The sequence below is a fragment of the Thermus neutrinimicus genome (genome assembly GCF_022760955.1).
In the GTDB taxonomy this organism is placed as follows: Bacteria; Deinococcota; Deinococci; order Deinococcales; family Thermaceae; genus Thermus; species Thermus neutrinimicus.
The window spans coordinates 20,120-35,720 of record NZ_JAKTNU010000003.1 but is presented as its reverse complement, the minus strand read 5'-3'; the positions used below and the strand labels follow the sequence as shown (position 1 = coordinate 35,720).

Here is a 15,601-nt window from a genome sequence, read left to right as displayed (position 1 = left end):
GACCTCCCAGGTACGCCGTCCCAATACCCCTACCCTGATCCCCAAAGCCCTTCCCCACCCCTGTTAAAGGTGCGATAGGGCTTTAGCCCCCCCGGCGACCCCATCCCCGCCACCACCCCTCGCGCCTCGCCTTCCTGGACCTTCAGGGCGTAAGGCAGAACCAGGGCCACCCCCGGAAGGCCGCGGCAACCCACCAGGAGAAGAAGTCCCAGCCAGCCTAATCCCATTACTCCCAGAATAACGGGGCTAAGGGGTATAGATGTCCCGTGGGCTGTCGGAAATTCATCCGACAGGAATGTCCGTCCACACACCGCTACCTGGCCCCACCAAGCCTCCTTAGCGTAAGGACGAGAGGAGGTGAGGGATGGATCAGGAAATCCGGACAAATCCGGAGTCGTCCGTGGAGCGGCGGCGCTTTCTGACCAAGATGGCCAGCGCTGTCTTCGCCTCCATGGTGGCACCCGGCTTGGCCCAGGGCCTGCCCCAGGCCCCGGCCACACCCCCTACCCCGGAGGAGGAGGACGTCCTTCTGCGGATGCATAAGGAGTTGGAGCGGGCCCTCAAGAACCCCAACCGGCGCTGGGGAATGGTGATCGACCTCCGGAAGTGCGTGGGCTGCCACGCCTGTACGGTGAGTTGCATGGCGGAAAACCGCCTACCCCCAGGGGTGGTTTACCGGCCTGTGAGCGAGCAGGAAATAGGTGTCTTCCCCAAGGTCACCTACCGTTTCGTGCCCCAACCCTGCATGCAGTGCGATGAACCCCCTTGCGTTCCCGCCTGTCCCTACGACGCCACCTGGAAGCGGAAGGACGGGATTGTGGAGATCGACTATGAGCGTTGCGTGGGATGCGAAAAGTGTATCCCCCCCTGCCCCTACAACTCCCGCCACAAGGACGACGGGTACTTCTGGACGGAAAACACCCCCGGCCAAGGGCAGATGCCCTACGAGGAGCTCCCGGTGTACGAGTGGGGGAAGAAGGTGAACCGGGACGACGAGGCGGGGCCCATGGACAAGGTGCGCAAGTGCCACTTCTGCCTGCACCGCATTGAGCGGGGCCTCTTGCCCCAGTGCGTGGTCACCTGCATCGGCCGGGCCACCTATTTCGGGGACCTCGAGGATCCCTCCTCCTTGGTCTCGCAGCTCATCAAACAACCCAATGTGATGCGCCTAAAGGAGGAAGCGGGCACCAAGCCGCGGGTCTACTACCTGGTGTAGGAGGTACCTATGGAAAAGATTTCCCGGCGCGAGCTTTTGAAGCTCTCCAGTGCAGGCGCCCTGCTGGGTCCTGTGGGTCTTGCCCTGCAGGAGGAAAGCGCCCATGGCATGGAGGCCTACGAGATCCAGCTCCCTGAGAACACGATCTACTCCAGCTGCCTCCAGTGCAACACCGGCTGCCCCATCAAGGTGAAGCTCTACGAGGGCGTGGCCAGCAAGATCGACGGCAACCCCCTTTCCCCCTGGACCTTCCGCCCCCACCTGCCCCTCACCACCGACCTCCATACCCTGGCCAAGGTGGACGGCGCCCTCTGCCCCAAGGGCCAGGCGGGGATCCAAACCGCCTACGACCCCTACCGTATCCGCAAGGTGCTGAAGCGGGCTGGCCCCCGGGGAAGCGGCAAGTGGGAAGAGATTCCCTTCCATCAGGCGGTGAAGGAGATTGCCGAGGGGGGCAAGCTCTTTGCCCACCTGGGGGACGAAAGGGTCTACCCCGGGCTTAAAGACCTCTGGGCCCTTAGGGACCCCGAGGTCATGCGCCGGATGGCCCAGGCGGTGAGGGCCATCTGGGCGGAAAAGGACCGGGAGAAGAAAAGGGCTCTGGTGGAGAAGTTCAAGGAGGACTTCAAGGAACATCTCCACACCCTCATCGACCCCGACCACCCCGACCTCGGCCCCAAGAACAACCAGGTGGTCTTCGCCTGGGGCAGGCTCAAGGCGGGCCGCTCGGACTTCATCCGCTGGTTCTTCTCGCAAAGCTTCGGCACCCTAAACCTCCACGGCCACACCACCGTCTGCCAGGGCTCCTTGTACTTCACCGGCAAGGCCATGAGCGAACAACCCACCTTTGACGCTTCCGGCAAGCTTTCCTGGTCGGGCGGGGCCAAGTTCTACTGGCAGGCGGATCTGTCCAAGGCCCGCTTCGTGGTGTTCGTGGGGGCCAACGTCTTTGAAGGGAACTACGGTCCTCCCCTCCGGGTAGGTTGGATCACGGAAAGGGCCAGCAAGGGGGAGCTGGAGTACGCCATCGTGGACCCCCGGGCGCAAAAGGCGGTGAAGGGCGCCAGCCGCTGGATCGCCCCCAAGCCCGGCCACGACGCCGCCATCGCCATGGGGGTGATACGGCTTCTGATGGAATGGGGCAAGGTGGATAGCCGATTCCTCTCTGCCGCCAACAAGGCCGCCGCCAAGGCCATGGGCGAATCCAGTTGGACCAACGCCACCTGGCTGGTCAAGCTCAAGGACGGCAGGCCGGAAAGGCTTCTTCGGGCCAGCGACCTGGGCCTTCCCAAACCCAAGGCCCAGGTAGGGGACAAGGAGGTGGAGCTGGACGCCCCTGTAGTCCTCCAGGAGGGCCGCCCTGTAGCCCTTAACCCCAATGACGAGAAGCAGCCGGTCTTCGGTGATCTCTGGGTAAACACCACCTTGCAGGGCATCCCGGTAAAGAGCGCCCTCCAGCTCATCAGGGAAGAAGCCTTCCGGCACCAGGTGCGGACCTGGGCAGCCTTCGCTGGGGTGCAGGAGGAAGACATCCGCTTTCTGGCGGAAAAACTAGCCCAATACGGCAAAAAGGCGGTGGTGGACGTCCACCGCGGGGCCAGCCAACACACCAACGGCTTCTACAACGCCTTCGCTTGGTTTACGGTGAACGCCCTCTTGGGCAACTTTGACCACCAGGGTGGATCCGTACAGGCCAGCACCTACGACATCACCGGGGGCAAGGCGGGAGGTCCTTTCCCCATGAGCAGGCTCCACCCCAAACCCCTGGCTCCATTTGGCATCAGCATCATCCGCCACGAGGTGAAGTACGAGGACACCACCCTCTTTGAGGGCTTCCCCGCCAAGCGCCCCTGGTACCCCCATGCCTCCGACGTCTACCAGGAGATCCTGCCCTCGGCTGCCCAGGGCTACCCGTACCCCGTGAAGATCCTCTTCCACTACATGGGCTCCCCCGCCTATGCCCTGCCTGGGGGAGGCGAACAGATCCAGGCCATGCTGGACCCCGACAAGATCCCCCTCATCGTGGCCTTTGACATCGTGGTGGGGGACACCTACCTCTTCGCCGACTACATCATCCCTGATCTCACCTATCTGGAGCGCTGGGAGTTCCACGGCAGCCATCCCTCCATCATCTGGAAGGTCCAGCCCGTTCGCCAACCCGCCATCGCCCCTATTCCCGAAGAGGTGGAGGTCTTTGGCGAGAGGATGCCCATCTCGTTGGAGAGCTTCCTCCTGGCCTTGGCGGAACACCTGGGCCTGCCGGGCTTCGGGGAAAAGGGGTTCGCCAACGGCATGCCCTTCACCCACCCCGACCACTTCTACCTGAAACTGGCCGCCAACCTGGCCTTTGGGGAGAGAGCAGATGGATCGGATGCCCTTCCCGAGGCCAGTGAGGAGGAGCTCGAGGTCTTCCGCAAGGCCCGCCGCCACCTTCCCCCCTCGGTATTTGACGAGGAACGCTGGCAAAAGGCCATCGGCGACCCAGGCCTTTTCCGCCGCACCGTGTACCTCCTGAACAGGGGCGGGCGCTTCCAGGAGTTCCACAAGGCCTACGCCCCGGGCGACCTGGTGGCTAACCGCTACGGGAAACAGGTCAACCTCTTCCTGGAAAAACAGGCCCTCTCCCTCCACCCCATGACGGGAAAACCGTACTGGCCCCTGCCCGCCTACTTCCTCCCCTACCGGGACGTTCTGGGGAACCTCCTTAGGGACCCTGGGTATGGCCTCACCCTCCTCACCCATCGGGATATCCTCCAGACCAAGAGCCGCACCATCAGCAACTACTGGCTCTTGGCCATAAAACCCGAAAACGAAATCCTGGTGAACGCCCAGGATGCGGCACGGCTTGGCCTACGGGACGGCCAGCTGGTCAAGGTGGTTTCCGCCACCAACCCCAAGGGGGAGTGGGACCTTGGGCCTTTCGGCAAAAAACCCATGGTGGGCAAGGTCAAGGTGGTGCAGGGCCTCAGGCCAGGCTGCGTGGCCTTCCCCTTGGGCTTTGGCCACTGGGCCTATGGGGCCAGCGACATGGTCATCAACGGCCAGGTGATCAAAGGTGACCCCAGGCGGGCCAAGGGCGTGCACGCCAACGCCGCCATGCGCCTGGACCCCTACCTCAAGGACATGGCCCTCACCGACGTGGTGGGAGGGAGCGTGGTCTTCTACGAAACCCGGGTCAATCTGATCCCCGTTTAAGGATGTCCCCCGGGGGCACCCCCGGGGGACAACCTTCCTGCGATACCCATGCTAGGCTTTTGACAGGGGTAGGGAGGTGAACCGTGATACCCGCCTTTAGAAGCGCACAAACCCCAACCCAGTGGGCCTTGGAGTTTATCCGCCTGGTCATGCTTCTCCTCTGCCTGGTGGGATGGGTGATGTACCCGGTGGAGCTACTCCTGCTAGAACACTGGACGGAAACCTGGCAGAGCAAGATTCCCTTCTTCGTGGCCATCCCGGGGTTTATCCTCACCCTTTGGGTGCTCTTTGACCGCAAGACCCCCTGGTTGCGCTGGGCCTATATCCTCACCATGTGGGCCTCGGTGTTCACGGGGGTCTTGGGCGCATACTTCCACCTGCTCTGGAACTTTGAGGGGGAGGTGGCTTGGGAGTTTGAGGCCGCCATGGAGGCCATGGCGGGAAGCCGCCCGGTGCTGGCCGCCATGGCCTTCACCCACATGGGCGTGACCGGGCTCTTGGCCATCTACCGGGCCAGATAGGAGACAGGCATGGTAGAAGCCCTGATCAAAGCCAAAACCGAGGAGGAAAGGCTCTTAGAGTTTCTGCGCTCCATCTTCCTCCTCATCGCCATGGTGGGCTTTGTCTTCTATGGCATGGAGCACTGGATCCTGGACCACTGGACGGAAACCTGGCAGAGCAAGATCCCCTTCTTTGTGTCCTTGGTGGGATTCCCCCTGACCCTTCTCATGTTTTTCCATCGGGGCAAGTGGGTGCGCTACCCCTTCCTGCTCTGGATGCTGGTAAGCGTGCTCACCGGGATTCTTGGGGCTTATTACCACCTGGTCTGGAACGCCCAGGATGCGGAGGTTAGCCTCTGGAGCCTGGCCGGTTTTCTGGAGGCCTTCAAGGGAAGCCGGCCGGTACTTGCGGCTTTGGCCCATACCCACGTGGGCGCGGTGGCCTTCGTGGTGGGGATCACCATAAGGGACTAGGGAGGTGATGGAAAGATGAGACGATGGATCTGGCTTCTGGTGTTGGCCTTAGGCGTGGCGGGGGCCCAGGCTCCCAAGGTGGACGGCAGGATTGCGCCCGGGGAGTACGCCAAGACCTATAGGCACGAAAAGAGCGGCATCACCCTCTACTGGAGCATCGTGGGGGACACCCTGTATCTGGCCCTCGAGGGCAAGAGCAAGGGTTGGATTGGCATCGGTTTCCTGCCGGAAAAGGGCGACAAGAAGAAGGGAGCTGACCAGTACCTCTTCTACATGGATGCGGGCAAGCTGGTGGCCTTGGACATGTACCAGGTTAAGCGCACGGGTGCCCCGGTGGTCGACGAGAAGGAGGGAGGGAAAAACTCCATCCTGGCCGCCGCGGCCACGTACGAGAACGACACCTGGGTGGTGGAGTTCAGCCGCAAGCTGAAGACTGGGGAAGCCACCGACGTGGAGATGGTGCCCGGCAAGAAGATCCTCGTCATGCTGGCCTATGCCGGGAAGATGGACCCCAAGGAGGAGCACAAGAAGACCGAGCGCTGGTACCTCGAGGATTTCATCTTCTAAGGGGCTCTACCCTTCGGGCCTGGAAGCCTTTTCCAGGCCCGTTACCCTATCAGGAAGAATATACCCTTGACTTTTACAGGCTCATGGGTACTATAGAAGGCATGAACCGGCCGCAGCCCATCCAACCCCTTTATCTGGGCCTTTTTCTCCTGGGAGCCCTAGGCCTCTCCTACGCCATATGGCTGGCTTCCGGTACCAGGCTGGTCCTGGCCTTCTGGGTGGCGATCCTCCTTGGCCTAGCCCTATTCCACGCCAAGTTTGGCTTCGCCTCGGGGTTCCGACGCTTTCTCCTCACGGGGGAAAGCCGTTTGTTGCGAGCCCACTTCCTCCTCTTTGCCCTCGCCAGCCTGCTTTTCTTCCCCTTCCTAGCCCAGGGGGAGGCCTTTGGCCAGGCGGTGCAGGGATTTGTGGTACCCATCGGGATCGCACTCGCCGTGGGGGCCTTCCTTTTCGGCATCGGCATGCAGCTTGGGGACGGATGCGCCTCCGGTACCCTTTACCACACGGGAGGCGGGGACACCCGAGGGATTCTGGTTCTTTTGGGCTTCATGGCAGGCTCTTTGCTGGGGGTGTACCACCTTCCCTACTGGCAGGCCCTTCCCGCCTGGAACCCAGGTAGCGCCCTCACCTGGTTCTCCTCCCCCTACCTGGGCCTTTTCCTCTGGATGGGCCTTCTGGCCCTCCTCTACCTCCTGGTTTCCGGGCTGGAGAAAAGGCGGACGGGCCAGCTGGTACCCCTCTGGCAAGGGGAAGCCACCCATCCCCTCTTCGGCCCCTGGAGCCTGGTGGGGGGTGCCGCGGTGCTAGCCCTGGGGAGCCTGCTTATCCTCCTCCTATTGGGCCGCCCCTGGGGGGTAACGGCGGCCTTCGCCCTTTGGGGAGGAAAGCTGGCCCAACTTCTGGGGATACCTGTGATGGACTGGGCCCTCTTCAACAACCCGGCCTTCGCCGAAAAGCTGGGGCAGAGCATCCTCAAAGACCCCACCAGCGTGACCAACCTCGGGGTCTTCCTGGGAGCTTTCCTGGGGGCCACCCTGGGCGGGGCCTTTAGGCTTCAGGACCTGCGCCGCATCCCCTGGACCACCCACCTGGGGGTCTTCCTGGGAGGGGTGCTCATGGGCTACGGCGCCCGGCTAGCAGGGGGTTGCAACATCGGGGCCTACCTGGGGGGCACCGCCTCCTTCAGCCTCCACGGCCCTCTCTGGGGAGTCTTCGCCCTCCTGGGCACAGCCCTCGGGGTGCGGCTTAGGCCTGCCTGCCGCCTGGAAAACGAGGGCCGGGCGGGAAGGGGCCTGCCTAGCACCTGAGGTAGGCGGGTAGGACCTCCTCCAGGGTCCTTGGCGCCGGGAGGAGGTCCTTTAGGGCTTCGGGAAAGGGAGCGGTGTTCCCCTCCTTGAGCATGAGGTACTGGTCCCGGGTGATGGGGGCGAAGGGGAGGAGGGAAAGGAAGGGAATGGTCCAGTCCATGAGGAAGAGGGGGATGGAGAGAAAGGGCTTCCATCGGCCCAAGACCTCCTGGCAAAGCTGGAGAAGTTCCCGGAAGGTGTACTCCTTGGGCCCCACCAGGTCAAAGGTGCCCTCGAGGCCCCTTTCCAAAGCCCCAGCAAAGGCCTCGGCCACATCCCCCACGTAGACGGGGCGAAAGGGGAAGCTTCCATCCCCAATCAGGGGCAGGAAGGGCCAGGGCCCGCAGACGAGGCCCCTAAGCACCTGGCCAAAAAACTCATCCCCCGGGCCAAAGATGAGGCTGGGGCGGAAGATGGCGTAGCTCAGGCCGCTATCCCGCACCAGTTCCTCCCCTTCCGCCTTGGTCTCGTAGTAGCGGCTACCCGTCCCCCTTCTTGCCCCCAGGGCGGACATGTGGAGGACGCGGGTTACCCCAGCTTGCCGAAGGCCCCGGAGGAGGTTTTCCACCCCCTCCACATGAACCTGCCGGAAGGTCTGGCCCCTCTCCCGGATGATCCCCGCCAGGTAGATGGCGGCCTCCACCCCCTCCAGGTCCGGTACCTCCCGGGTGATGTCCCCGGGGATATGGACCGCGCCCTGGGGCAGGCTCCTGGCCGAACGGGAGAGGACCAGGGGAGTGTGGCCCCCCTCCAGGAGGCGGAGGACCAGGTGCTGGCCCACGAACCCGGTTCCCCCCACCACCAAGACCCGCATCTAGGCCGCCTCGAGGATCCCTTGGGCTTCCTGCTCCAGGGCCTTCAAGTTCAGGAGATAAACCCTGCGGTAGGCGGTGGCGATCAGGCCCTGGTACCGCATATCGGAAAGGATCTTGGACACCGACTCCCGGGTGGAGGCCGTGGCGTCGGCGATCTCCTCATGGGAAGCGGTCACGAAAAGGCCCTGTTCATCCCGGAAGGAGGCGGGGGTGTCGGCCAGGAAGAGCAGGTAACGGGCGATCCTGGCCCGAAGCTCCCCCGACTGCAGGTGGGCCTCATAGGCCTGCACCCGCCGCATCTGCCGGGCCAGGTTGCGGGCCACCTGGTGCAGGGCCTCGTGGTCCATCCCCTTGGGGTCCAACCCCTCCACCACCGCCTCGGTCATGGTCTCGGCCGCGTAGCGGTAGCGCTTGCCCTCCAGGGCCTCCTCCCCAAAGAAATCCCCGGGAAGGACGTGGCGCAGGGTAAGGGTCCGGCCATCGGGGAGAAGCTCCACGATGCGCACCAAGCCCTCCCGAAGCCGGTACAGGGTATCCGCCCGGTCGCCCGCCAGGAACACCACCTCTTTACGGTTAAGCCTCTTCATGCTTCCTCCTCCAACGCCTGGAGCAAGGCCTCCAGGTCCGGCACGTACGTGGCCCCCAAACCTTTAGCCATCGCCTCATCCGCTCCTTGGCCCCCCAGGAACACCTTTGGGGCTAGGCGCCCCAGCGCCCCTTGGGGAAGGGCCTTTAGGGTTTCCGAGAGGGAAGCGGAAAGCACCACCGCCCTCGCCCCAAGCTCCCGGGAGAGGTTCTCCAGGTCGGGAAGGGGGGTGTCGGGGCCCAGGTACAGGGCGGGAAACCCCCGCCGCCTCAGGTAGTAGGCGGCCAGCATGGCCCCAAGCTCGTGCCGTTCCCCCGGGGGAGTGGTGACCAGGATGGGGGCACCCCGGGGATACCCCGCCAGGTCCAAAAGCTCATGAAGCCGGGAACGGAGGAACTGGGTGGCCAGGTGCTCCTGGGCCACATTCACCTCCCCCCGGTGCCAGCCCTCCCCCACCTCCTTGAGCACGGGCACCAGAAGCCCCCTTAGGGCCCCTTCCGGACCCAAGAGCTTGACCCCCCGGCGAAAGAGGGCCTCAGCCCGGGGGAGGTCCGCCTCCAGAAGGGCGGCAAGAAGCTCCTGGGGAAGCCCTTCGGGCCGGGACTCTTGGGTCAGGTACCGGCGGATGGCCGCCTGAGGGGTGGCTCCCTCCTCCAGGAAACGGCGGACCACCAGGAGGGCCTCCACATCCTCGGGCCGGTAAAGGCGGTGGCCGCCGGGGGTCCTTTCCGGCTTGGGAAAACCGTACCGCCTCTCCCATTGCCTCAGCACCTCGGCGGAAAGGCCGGTCATGGCCTCCACCTCGGCGATGGTGTACACCCCAGGGCGGGTCATGGCCTTAGTCTAAAGGGATGTACAAGCTATGTCAAGTATGTGTCCTAGTTGTGACTGTGGTCAGGACAAAAGTCTCTATTGGCCTCGAGGGTCAGCCTGAAGGGGTATGGAACCCAACTGGCCCAGTATCAGAACCCTTTTGCGCCTCCACTCCGCCACCTTCTACTGGGGAAGCCTGCTTTTCCCTCGGGAGGAAAGGAAGGGAGCCTGGGCCGTGTACGCCGCCTGCCGCCTTGGTGACGAGGCCGTGGACGGACCTGGGGCGGGGGAGGAGGCCTTGGCGGCCTGGTGGCAAGGGGTGGAGAGGGCATATGGGGGAAAGCCGGTGGCGGAGTGGGAGAAGGCCCTGGCCTGGGCCTTGGAGCGGTGGCCCATCCCCCAAGAGGCCTTTTGGCACATGCGGGAGGGCTTTGCCCTGGACCTGGGCCGGGTGCGGCTCAAGACAGAGGAGGAGCTTATGGGGTACTGCTACCAGGTGGCCGGCACCGTGGGCCGGATGATGGTCCCCATCGCCGGAGGGGGAAGGGAGGCGGAGGAAAGAGCCATCCTCCTGGGCCAGGCCATGCAGCTCACCAACATCTTGCGGGACGTGGGGGAGGATCTTAGGCGGGATCGCATCTACCTGCCCGCGGAACTCCTGGAAGGCTTCGGGGTATCCCAAGCCCACCTGCAGCAAGGCCGGATCACGCCGGAGTACCGGAACTTGATGGCCTATCTGGAAGATCGGGCCCGCCACCTCTACCGGGAAGGGTTAAAGGGGCTCCATCACCTCCGGGTGGGCAGGGCCGCGGTGGCTTTGGCTGCCCTGCAGTACCAGGCCATCTTGGACAAGCTGCGCCGTTCCGGTTACGACAACCTGAGCCAGAGGGCCCACCTGAAGCCCTGGGAGCGGCTTGGGCTTCTGCCGCAGGCCCTGAGGCTTTCCCGGAGTGGGATACCGGCTACGGAAGCCTAGGCCCAGGGAGGCTAACCTCGGGCCCATGTACGTGGTCTGGCACCGCGCCGATCTCAGGCTTGCCGACCACCCCGCCCTCCTCGAGGCCCTGTCCCAGGGACCGGTGGTTGGCCTGGTGGTGCTGGACCCCAACAACCTGAGGACCACGCCCCGGCGCCGGGCCTGGTTTTTGGAGAACGTTCGCGCCCTGAGGGAAGCCTACCGCAGGCGCGGAGGAAGCCTTTGGGTCCTAGAGGGCTACCCCTGGGAGAAGGTACCAGAGGCGGCGAAACGCCTTCGGGCCAAGGGGGTGTACGCCCTCAGGTCCTACACCCCCTATGGCCGCCACCGGGACGGGCGGGTGCGTGAAGCCCTCCCTGTTCCCCTCTACCTCCTCCCCGCCCCCCACCTGATCCCCCCCGACCTCCCCAGGCCCTACCGGGTCTACACCCCCTTTAGCCGCCACTTCCAGGGGGTGGAACCCCCCCTGCCGGCCCCCGACTCCCTGCCCCAGGGCCCGGAGGAAGGCGAGGTTCCCCAGGAGGTGGCAAGCATCCCCCTCCCCGAGGCCGGGGAGGAGGCCGCCTGGAAAAGGCTCCAACACTTCCTGCGGGCGGGCCTTGGGGAATACCACCTGAGGCGGGACCGGCTGGATGGGGAGGGGGGCTCGAGGCTCTCCCCCTACTTCACCCTAGGGGTCCTATCCCCCCGCCAGGCCGCCTGGGAGGCCCTGAAAAGGGGCGGGGAAGGGGCAAAAAAGTGGGTTTCTGAGCTCCTGTGGCGAGACTTCTCCTACCATCTCCTCTACCACTTCCCCCACATGCGGGAAACCCCCCTAGACCCCCGGTTCGCCGCCTTTCCCTGGCGGGAGGATGAGGAACTCTTCCAGGCCTGGCTTCTGGGAAAGACCGGGGTGCCCCTGGTGGACGCCGCCATGCGGGAGCTTTGGGCCACAGGCTTCCTGTCCAACCGGGCCCGGATGTGCGTGGCCCAGTTTGCCGTGAAGTACCTGCTTCTCCCCTGGAAGCGGGCGGAAAAGGCCTTCAAGGAACTCCTCCTGGACGGGGATACCCCGCAAAACCTCCAAGGCTGGCAGTGGGCGGGAGGCCTGGGGGTGGACGCCGCCCCCTACTTCCGGGTTTTCAACCTGGTGGAGCAGGGAAAGCGCCACGACCCCGACGGCAGCTGGCGGAGGCGCTTTGCCCCAGAGTACCCAAGTTACGAGCCACAAAACCCCGTGGTGGACCTGGGGGAAGCCCGAAGGAGGTACCTGGCCCTGGTGGCGGGCCAATAAGGGTAGCAGGGCCTACACCCCTGGGCCTTGGGCCATGCTAGCCTCTTCCCATGTTCAGGGTTAGGGATCCCGACAGGGCCTTGAAGACCGTCCGCCTCCTGCGTTACGGAATGTCCCTGCTGTTTTTGGTCCTCGCTGTGGTCAGGCCGGAAACCTGGCTTTTCCTGGGCCTTGCCCTCTTCGCCTTCCTCATGGCCCGAACGGGGTATTGCCCCTTGGTCCGGCGCCCATGACCCCCACCCTGGGCCTCCGGCAGGCCCTCCCCCACCTCAAGGGGCTCCGGGATGACCCCCTGGACACCCTCCTCCGTTGGGGACGGGCCCATTCCCGCCTGCACCTCCCCCTGCCGGGGATGCCCCTATTCCTGGTGTTTGACCCGGAAGGGGTGGAACTCGTGCTCCACACCACCGACAACAAGGCCACCTTTCAGTACCAAGAGCTCGCCCGCCTGACGGGAAGGGGCCTCCTCACGGACTGGGGGGAGGAGTACCAAAAGGCGCGCAAGCTCCTCAAGGAGCCCTTCCTCCCTAGGAGCGTGGCGGGTTACCGGGAGGCCCTCGAGGAGGAGGAGGCGGAAGCCTTCTTCGCCTCCTGGCGGTCCGGGGAACGACGGGAACTGGACCACGAGATGCTGGCCCTCTCCCTGCGCTTTCTGGGTAGGGCCCTTTGGGGAAGGCCCTTGCCGGAAAGGATCGCCACCCTGGCCCTCGCGGCCCTGGAACGGATCATGGCGCGCATGCAGCACCCCCTCACCCGCCTCAACCCCTGGGCGGAGTGGCGTTTCCAAAGGGTGCGGGGGGCCCTCCTGAAGGAGGCCGAAGGGCTGATCTCCCTTCCCCCCCTTTCCGCGCTTCCCAGGGATAGGGCCTTGGCCGAGGCCATCACCCTCCTGGTGGCGGGGCACGAAACCACGGCCAGCGCCCTCACCTGGAGCCTCTACCTCCTCTCCCATAGGCCCCAATGGCAGGAGGCGGTGGCCCACGGCGAGGCCCACGCCCGGGCGGCTTTCCTGGAGGCCCTGCGCCTGTACCCGCCGGCCTGGATCCTCACCCGAAAGGCAGAAACCCCCTTAAGGCTCGGGGAGGATGTCCTCCCCAAAGGGAGCACGGTGGTGCTCTCCCCCTACGTGACCCACCGCCTCCATTTTCCCCACGGCGAGGCCTTCTTGCCGGAGCGTTTCCTGGAAGACAGCGGCCGGCCCAGCGGGCGGTACTTCCCCTTTGGCCTGGGAAGGCGGCTTTGCTTGGGGCGGGACTTCGCTCTCTTGGAGGGGACCGTGGCCCTTAGGGCCTTCTTCCGGCGCTTCCGGCTCCCTCCCCTCCCCAAGGCCCAGGTGCAGGCCGGGGTTACCCTTAGGCCCAAAGGGGGGCTTTGGGTTACCTTGGAAGGGGCATGACCTACCTCCAGTTCCACCTGTTCTTCCTCCTTCCTCCCCTCCTCGCCCTGCTCCTGTGGGCCAGGCCCAGGCCGCCCAGGCTTTGGGCCTACCTCCTCATGCCCCTCATCGCCCTGGCCTACACCACCCCTTGGGACAACTACCTGGTGTGGAAGGGGGTATGGGGGTACCCCGAGGGGCGGGTCCTCCTGCGCATCGGCTACGTTCCCCTCGAGGAATACCTCTTCTTCCTCCTCCAGCCCCTCCTGACCGGGGCCCTGCTCCTCAGGCTGGCCGGGGCACCCCCCCCGGCGGGGCCGGGGCTTGCCCGGGTGGTGGGCGGAGGGATCTGGCTCCTGGTGACCGCCTTAGGGGTGCTCCTCCTGGCCTTGGGAGGGAAGTTTCTCTATCTGGGCCTCATCTTGGCCTACTTCTCCCCCGTCTTCCTCCTGCAGTGGGCCTTTGCAGGGGATCTCCTGGTGGCTTGGTGGAAACCCTCTGGGCTTGGGGTGGCCTTACCCACCCTTTACCTTTGGGGAGCGGACCACTTCGCCATCGCCCAGGAAGGGATATGGTGGATTTCCGAGGCCTATATCCTAGGGCTAAAGGCCTGGGGCCTGCCCCTGGAGGAGATGGTCTTCTTCCTCTTCACCAACCTGGCCGTGGTCCAAGGGCTTCTGCTGGCCTGGCACCCCGAGGCCTTAAGGCGCCTGCGATGACCGGGGAACCCCATGGCCCCTTTGCCCGCCTCCTCAAGGGGGTGGTGGAGGGCCTGCTCCTGGGTAGCCTCAAGGGGAACCTGCGGGGGGTCTACCTGAGGGGAGAGCTTCCCAAGACTCCCTTGGTCCTGGCCATGAACCACCATAGCTTTTACGACGGCCACCTGGTCTGGCTCCTGGGGCGGTTGGCGGGAAGGCCCACAAGCCTCCTGGTGGCCGAGGAGAACCTGAAGGCCTTTCCCGTCCTCTCCTTGGCCGGGGCCCTGGGAACGGGCCAGCTGCGGGAGGCCTTGCGGCGGCTTGGCCGAGGGGAGTGGGTGGCGGTTTTTCCCGAAGGCGCCCTGCGCTACCCCGGGCCCTTGGCCCCCTTGCGGCCTGGGGCCTCATGGCTGGCGCAAAGGGCCGGGGTGCCCCTCCTCCCCGTGGCCGCCCGGGTGGTGGTGCGGGGCTTCTCCCATCCCGAGGCCTTTCTCCTGGTGGGGGAACCCCTTCCTCCCGGGGCTGGGCTCGAGGGGGCCTTGGCAGAGCTCCTGCGGCAGCTGGATGGGCTTTTGCAGGACACCCATCCCCGCGCCCTCCCCCCAGGATTCCAACAGGCCCTGAGGGGTAGGCAAAGCCTGGAGGAAAGGGTACGCCCGTGGGTGGAGGCCCTTAAACGGCTATGAGCCCCTTTTCGCAGTTTGACTTTTTCTTTGGCGTCCTCCTCTTCCTCCTCTTGCGCTGGCTGGCCCTCCTCTACAATCTCCTCCGCTTCCCCCGCCTAAGGCCCTCCCCCACCCCCCCAAGGCCCACGGCCTCCATCCTGGTTCCGGCCCGCAACGAGGCGGAAAACCTCCGCCGTAGCCTCCCAAGCCTCCTTAGGCAGGGGGCCCTCGAGGTCCTGGTCCTAGACGACCTCTCCCAAGACGGCACCCCCCAGGTGGCGCAGACCCTAGGCCAGGGCCAACCTGCCTTCCGCCTCCTCCCCGGCACCCCTCCACCCCCCGGCTGGAAGGGGAAGAACTGGGCCTGCTGGCAACTGGCCCAGGAGGCCAAGGGGGAGGTTCTGATCTTCACCGATGCGGACGTGGTCTGGGAGGAGGGAGCCTTGGGGGCCCTTTTGGCCGGCCTAGGGGATAGCCCCCTCCTCTCGGCCCTGCCCCGGCAGGAGGTGGAGAACCCCTCCGTGGGCGCCGTGGTCCCCTTTGTGATGGGCGGGCTTTTCTCCTTCCTGCCCCACCCCCTCCTCGAGCGCCTCCGGGTGGCCAACGGCCAAGTCCTGGCCTTCCGCCGGGAAGCCTACTTCGCCCTAGGGGGGCATGAGGCGGTGAAGGGGGAGGTTTTGGAGGACGTGGCCCTGGCCCGCAAGGCCCCCAGCTACCGGCTGGCCTTGGGCACGGGGCTATTCCGGGTGCGCATGTACCGGAGCTATGGGGAAGCCCTGGAGGGCTTCGGCAAAAACTTCCTGGAGATCCACCTGAAAAACCCTGCCATCCTGTGGGGTTCGGCCTTTTACCATCTGGCCCTATACACCCTCCCTTGGCTCCTGGGACGGCCGGATTTGGGGCTTCTGGGCCTTGGGGAAAGGCTTCTCCTGCAAGCGGCCCTGGGGGGGCCTTGGTGGCCGGCCCTCCTCACCCCCTTGGCGCCGGTCCTCCTCCTCCCCATCTACCTCCAGGCCCTCCTTCCCGGGAAACGGTGGAAGGGAAGGCCCATAGTGTAGGCGGAAACCCAGGTTTGCCAGGGGAAACGGGATAGACTCTTTCC

Annotated in this window: 17 protein-coding genes; 13 read left to right on the top strand and 4 right to left on the bottom strand. The window is 65.1% G+C overall.

All coding sequences use genetic code 11. The annotated features are described in order from the left end of the window. Positions 1–29: 29 nt before the first annotated feature. Positions 30–227 (bottom strand): hypothetical protein, encoded by a 198-nt coding sequence (locus L0C59_RS03395; RefSeq protein ID WP_243089814.1) that lies wholly within the window; start codon positions 225–227, stop codon positions 30–32. A gap of 137 nt (positions 228–364) precedes the next feature. Here L0C59_RS03395 and L0C59_RS03390 point away from each other — a divergent pair, with 137 nt between their 5' ends. The 6 genes from L0C59_RS03390 to L0C59_RS03365 all read left to right on the top strand — a co-directional run bounded on the left by L0C59_RS03390 (position 365) and on the right by L0C59_RS03365 (position 7,259). Next, a complete protein-coding gene (locus tag L0C59_RS03390) occupies positions 365–1,216 on the top strand; it encodes a 4Fe-4S dicluster domain-containing protein (RefSeq protein WP_243089813.1) in 852 nt (283 codons plus the stop codon). A 9-nt stretch (positions 1,217–1,225) separates the two neighbouring features. Continuing rightward, on the top strand, positions 1,226–4,411 hold the full coding sequence (locus L0C59_RS03385; RefSeq protein ID WP_243089812.1) for a molybdopterin-dependent oxidoreductase: 3,186 nt from the start codon (positions 1,226–1,228) through the stop codon (positions 4,409–4,411). 128 nt (positions 4,412–4,539) lie between these two features. After that, a complete protein-coding gene (locus L0C59_RS03380; protein ID WP_243089811.1) occupies positions 4,540–4,932 on the top strand; it encodes a hypothetical protein in 393 nt (130 codons plus the stop codon). Between the two features lie 9 nt (positions 4,933–4,941). Beyond that, the gene (locus L0C59_RS03375) at positions 4,942–5,385 is read left to right on the top strand and encodes a hypothetical protein (RefSeq protein ID WP_243089810.1); all 444 of its coding nucleotides are present in this window, start codon (positions 4,942–4,944) and stop codon (positions 5,383–5,385) included. A 15-nt stretch (positions 5,386–5,400) separates the two neighbouring features. Continuing rightward, on the top strand, positions 5,401–5,952 hold the full coding sequence (locus L0C59_RS03370; RefSeq protein WP_243089809.1) for a DOMON domain-containing protein: 552 nt from the start codon (positions 5,401–5,403) through the stop codon (positions 5,950–5,952). 101 nt (positions 5,953–6,053) lie between these two features. Beyond that, complete coding sequence (locus L0C59_RS03365; protein WP_243089808.1) at positions 6,054–7,259, top strand: YeeE/YedE family protein; 1,206 nt, start codon at positions 6,054–6,056, stop codon at positions 7,257–7,259. On the opposite strand, the gene L0C59_RS03360 is transcribed toward L0C59_RS03365, so the two are convergent. Genes L0C59_RS03360 through carH form a run of 3 tightly spaced genes read right to left on the bottom strand, consistent with a single transcriptional unit; the run spans position 7,249 to position 9,533 of the window. Next, the gene (locus L0C59_RS03360; RefSeq protein WP_243089807.1) at positions 7,249–8,112 is read right to left on the bottom strand and encodes a complex I NDUFA9 subunit family protein; all 864 of its coding nucleotides are present in this window, start codon (positions 8,110–8,112) and stop codon (positions 7,249–7,251) included. The two genes, L0C59_RS03365 and L0C59_RS03360, sit on opposite strands and share 11 nt — an antisense overlap. Continuing rightward, positions 8,113–8,700, bottom strand: a complete 588-nt coding sequence (gene ldrP / locus L0C59_RS03355) for a transcriptional regulator LdrP (protein WP_243089806.1) — start codon at positions 8,698–8,700, stop codon at positions 8,113–8,115. Beyond that, complete coding sequence (gene carH, locus L0C59_RS03350; protein ID WP_243089805.1) at positions 8,697–9,533, bottom strand: HTH-type transcriptional repressor CarH; 837 nt, start codon at positions 9,531–9,533, stop codon at positions 8,697–8,699. The genes ldrP and carH overlap by 4 nt, the downstream gene beginning before the upstream one ends. 106 nt (positions 9,534–9,639) lie before the next feature. Between carH and L0C59_RS03345 the strand changes: the two genes are divergently transcribed. Genes L0C59_RS03345 through L0C59_RS03315 form a run of 7 tightly spaced genes read left to right on the top strand, consistent with a single transcriptional unit; the run spans position 9,640 to position 15,557 of the window. Further along, positions 9,640–10,488, top strand: a complete 849-nt coding sequence (locus L0C59_RS03345) for a phytoene/squalene synthase family protein (RefSeq protein WP_243089804.1) — start codon at positions 9,640–9,642, stop codon at positions 10,486–10,488. A gap of 25 nt (positions 10,489–10,513) precedes the next feature. Then, positions 10,514–11,761, top strand: a complete 1,248-nt coding sequence (locus L0C59_RS03340; protein WP_243089803.1) for a cryptochrome/photolyase family protein — start codon at positions 10,514–10,516, stop codon at positions 11,759–11,761. 50 nt (positions 11,762–11,811) lie between these two features. Then, complete coding sequence (locus tag L0C59_RS03335) at positions 11,812–11,994, top strand: hypothetical protein (protein WP_243089802.1); 183 nt, start codon at positions 11,812–11,814, stop codon at positions 11,992–11,994. After that, positions 11,991–13,157: a cytochrome P450 gene (locus L0C59_RS03330; RefSeq protein WP_243089801.1), complete on the top strand. Its 1,167-nt coding sequence runs from the start codon at positions 11,991–11,993 to the stop codon at positions 13,155–13,157. Before L0C59_RS03335 ends, L0C59_RS03330 begins: the two co-directional genes overlap by 4 nt. After that, positions 13,154–13,855 carry a lycopene cyclase domain-containing protein gene (locus L0C59_RS03325; protein WP_243089800.1) on the top strand — a complete coding sequence of 234 codons (702 nt, stop codon included), beginning with the start codon at positions 13,154–13,156 and terminating at the stop codon, positions 13,853–13,855. Before L0C59_RS03330 ends, L0C59_RS03325 begins: the two co-directional genes overlap by 4 nt. Continuing rightward, positions 13,852–14,520, top strand: a complete 669-nt coding sequence (locus L0C59_RS03320; protein ID WP_243089799.1) for a lysophospholipid acyltransferase family protein — start codon at positions 13,852–13,854, stop codon at positions 14,518–14,520. The genes L0C59_RS03325 and L0C59_RS03320 overlap by 4 nt, the downstream gene beginning before the upstream one ends. Next, positions 14,517–15,557 (top strand): glycosyltransferase family 2 protein, encoded by a 1,041-nt coding sequence (locus L0C59_RS03315; protein ID WP_243089798.1) that lies wholly within the window; start codon positions 14,517–14,519, stop codon positions 15,555–15,557. The genes L0C59_RS03320 and L0C59_RS03315 overlap by 4 nt, the downstream gene beginning before the upstream one ends. Positions 15,558–15,601: the final 44 nt, after the last annotated feature.

Bases quoted from the DNA above. Each gene is read 5' to 3' on its own strand.
- L0C59_RS03395 (WP_243089814.1), bottom strand. From the start codon at position 227: ATGGGATTAGGCTGGCTGGGACTTCTTCTCCTGGTGGGTTGCCGCGGC.
- L0C59_RS03390 (WP_243089813.1), top strand. From the start codon at position 365: ATGGATCAGGAAATCCGGACAAATCCGGAGTCGTCCGTGGAGCGGCGG.
- L0C59_RS03385 (WP_243089812.1), top strand. From the start codon at position 1,226: ATGGAAAAGATTTCCCGGCGCGAGCTTTTGAAGCTCTCCAGTGCAGGC.
- L0C59_RS03375 (WP_243089810.1), top strand. From the start codon at position 4,942: ATGGTAGAAGCCCTGATCAAAGCCAAAACCGAGGAGGAAAGGCTCTTA.
- L0C59_RS03370 (WP_243089809.1), top strand. From the start codon at position 5,401: ATGAGACGATGGATCTGGCTTCTGGTGTTGGCCTTAGGCGTGGCGGGG.
- L0C59_RS03365 (WP_243089808.1), top strand. From the start codon at position 6,054: ATGAACCGGCCGCAGCCCATCCAACCCCTTTATCTGGGCCTTTTTCTC.
- L0C59_RS03360 (WP_243089807.1), bottom strand. From the start codon at position 8,112: ATGCGGGTCTTGGTGGTGGGGGGAACCGGGTTCGTGGGCCAGCACCTG.
- ldrP (WP_243089806.1), bottom strand. From the start codon at position 8,700: ATGAAGAGGCTTAACCGTAAAGAGGTGGTGTTCCTGGCGGGCGACCGG.
- carH (WP_243089805.1), bottom strand. From the start codon at position 9,533: ATGACCCGCCCTGGGGTGTACACCATCGCCGAGGTGGAGGCCATGACC.
- L0C59_RS03345 (WP_243089804.1), top strand. From the start codon at position 9,640: ATGGAACCCAACTGGCCCAGTATCAGAACCCTTTTGCGCCTCCACTCC.
- L0C59_RS03340 (WP_243089803.1), top strand. From the start codon at position 10,514: ATGTACGTGGTCTGGCACCGCGCCGATCTCAGGCTTGCCGACCACCCC.
- L0C59_RS03335 (WP_243089802.1), top strand. From the start codon at position 11,812: ATGTTCAGGGTTAGGGATCCCGACAGGGCCTTGAAGACCGTCCGCCTC.
- L0C59_RS03330 (WP_243089801.1), top strand. From the start codon at position 11,991: ATGACCCCCACCCTGGGCCTCCGGCAGGCCCTCCCCCACCTCAAGGGG.
- L0C59_RS03325 (WP_243089800.1), top strand. From the start codon at position 13,154: ATGACCTACCTCCAGTTCCACCTGTTCTTCCTCCTTCCTCCCCTCCTC.
- L0C59_RS03320 (WP_243089799.1), top strand. From the start codon at position 13,852: ATGACCGGGGAACCCCATGGCCCCTTTGCCCGCCTCCTCAAGGGGGTG.
- L0C59_RS03315 (WP_243089798.1), top strand. From the start codon at position 14,517: ATGAGCCCCTTTTCGCAGTTTGACTTTTTCTTTGGCGTCCTCCTCTTC.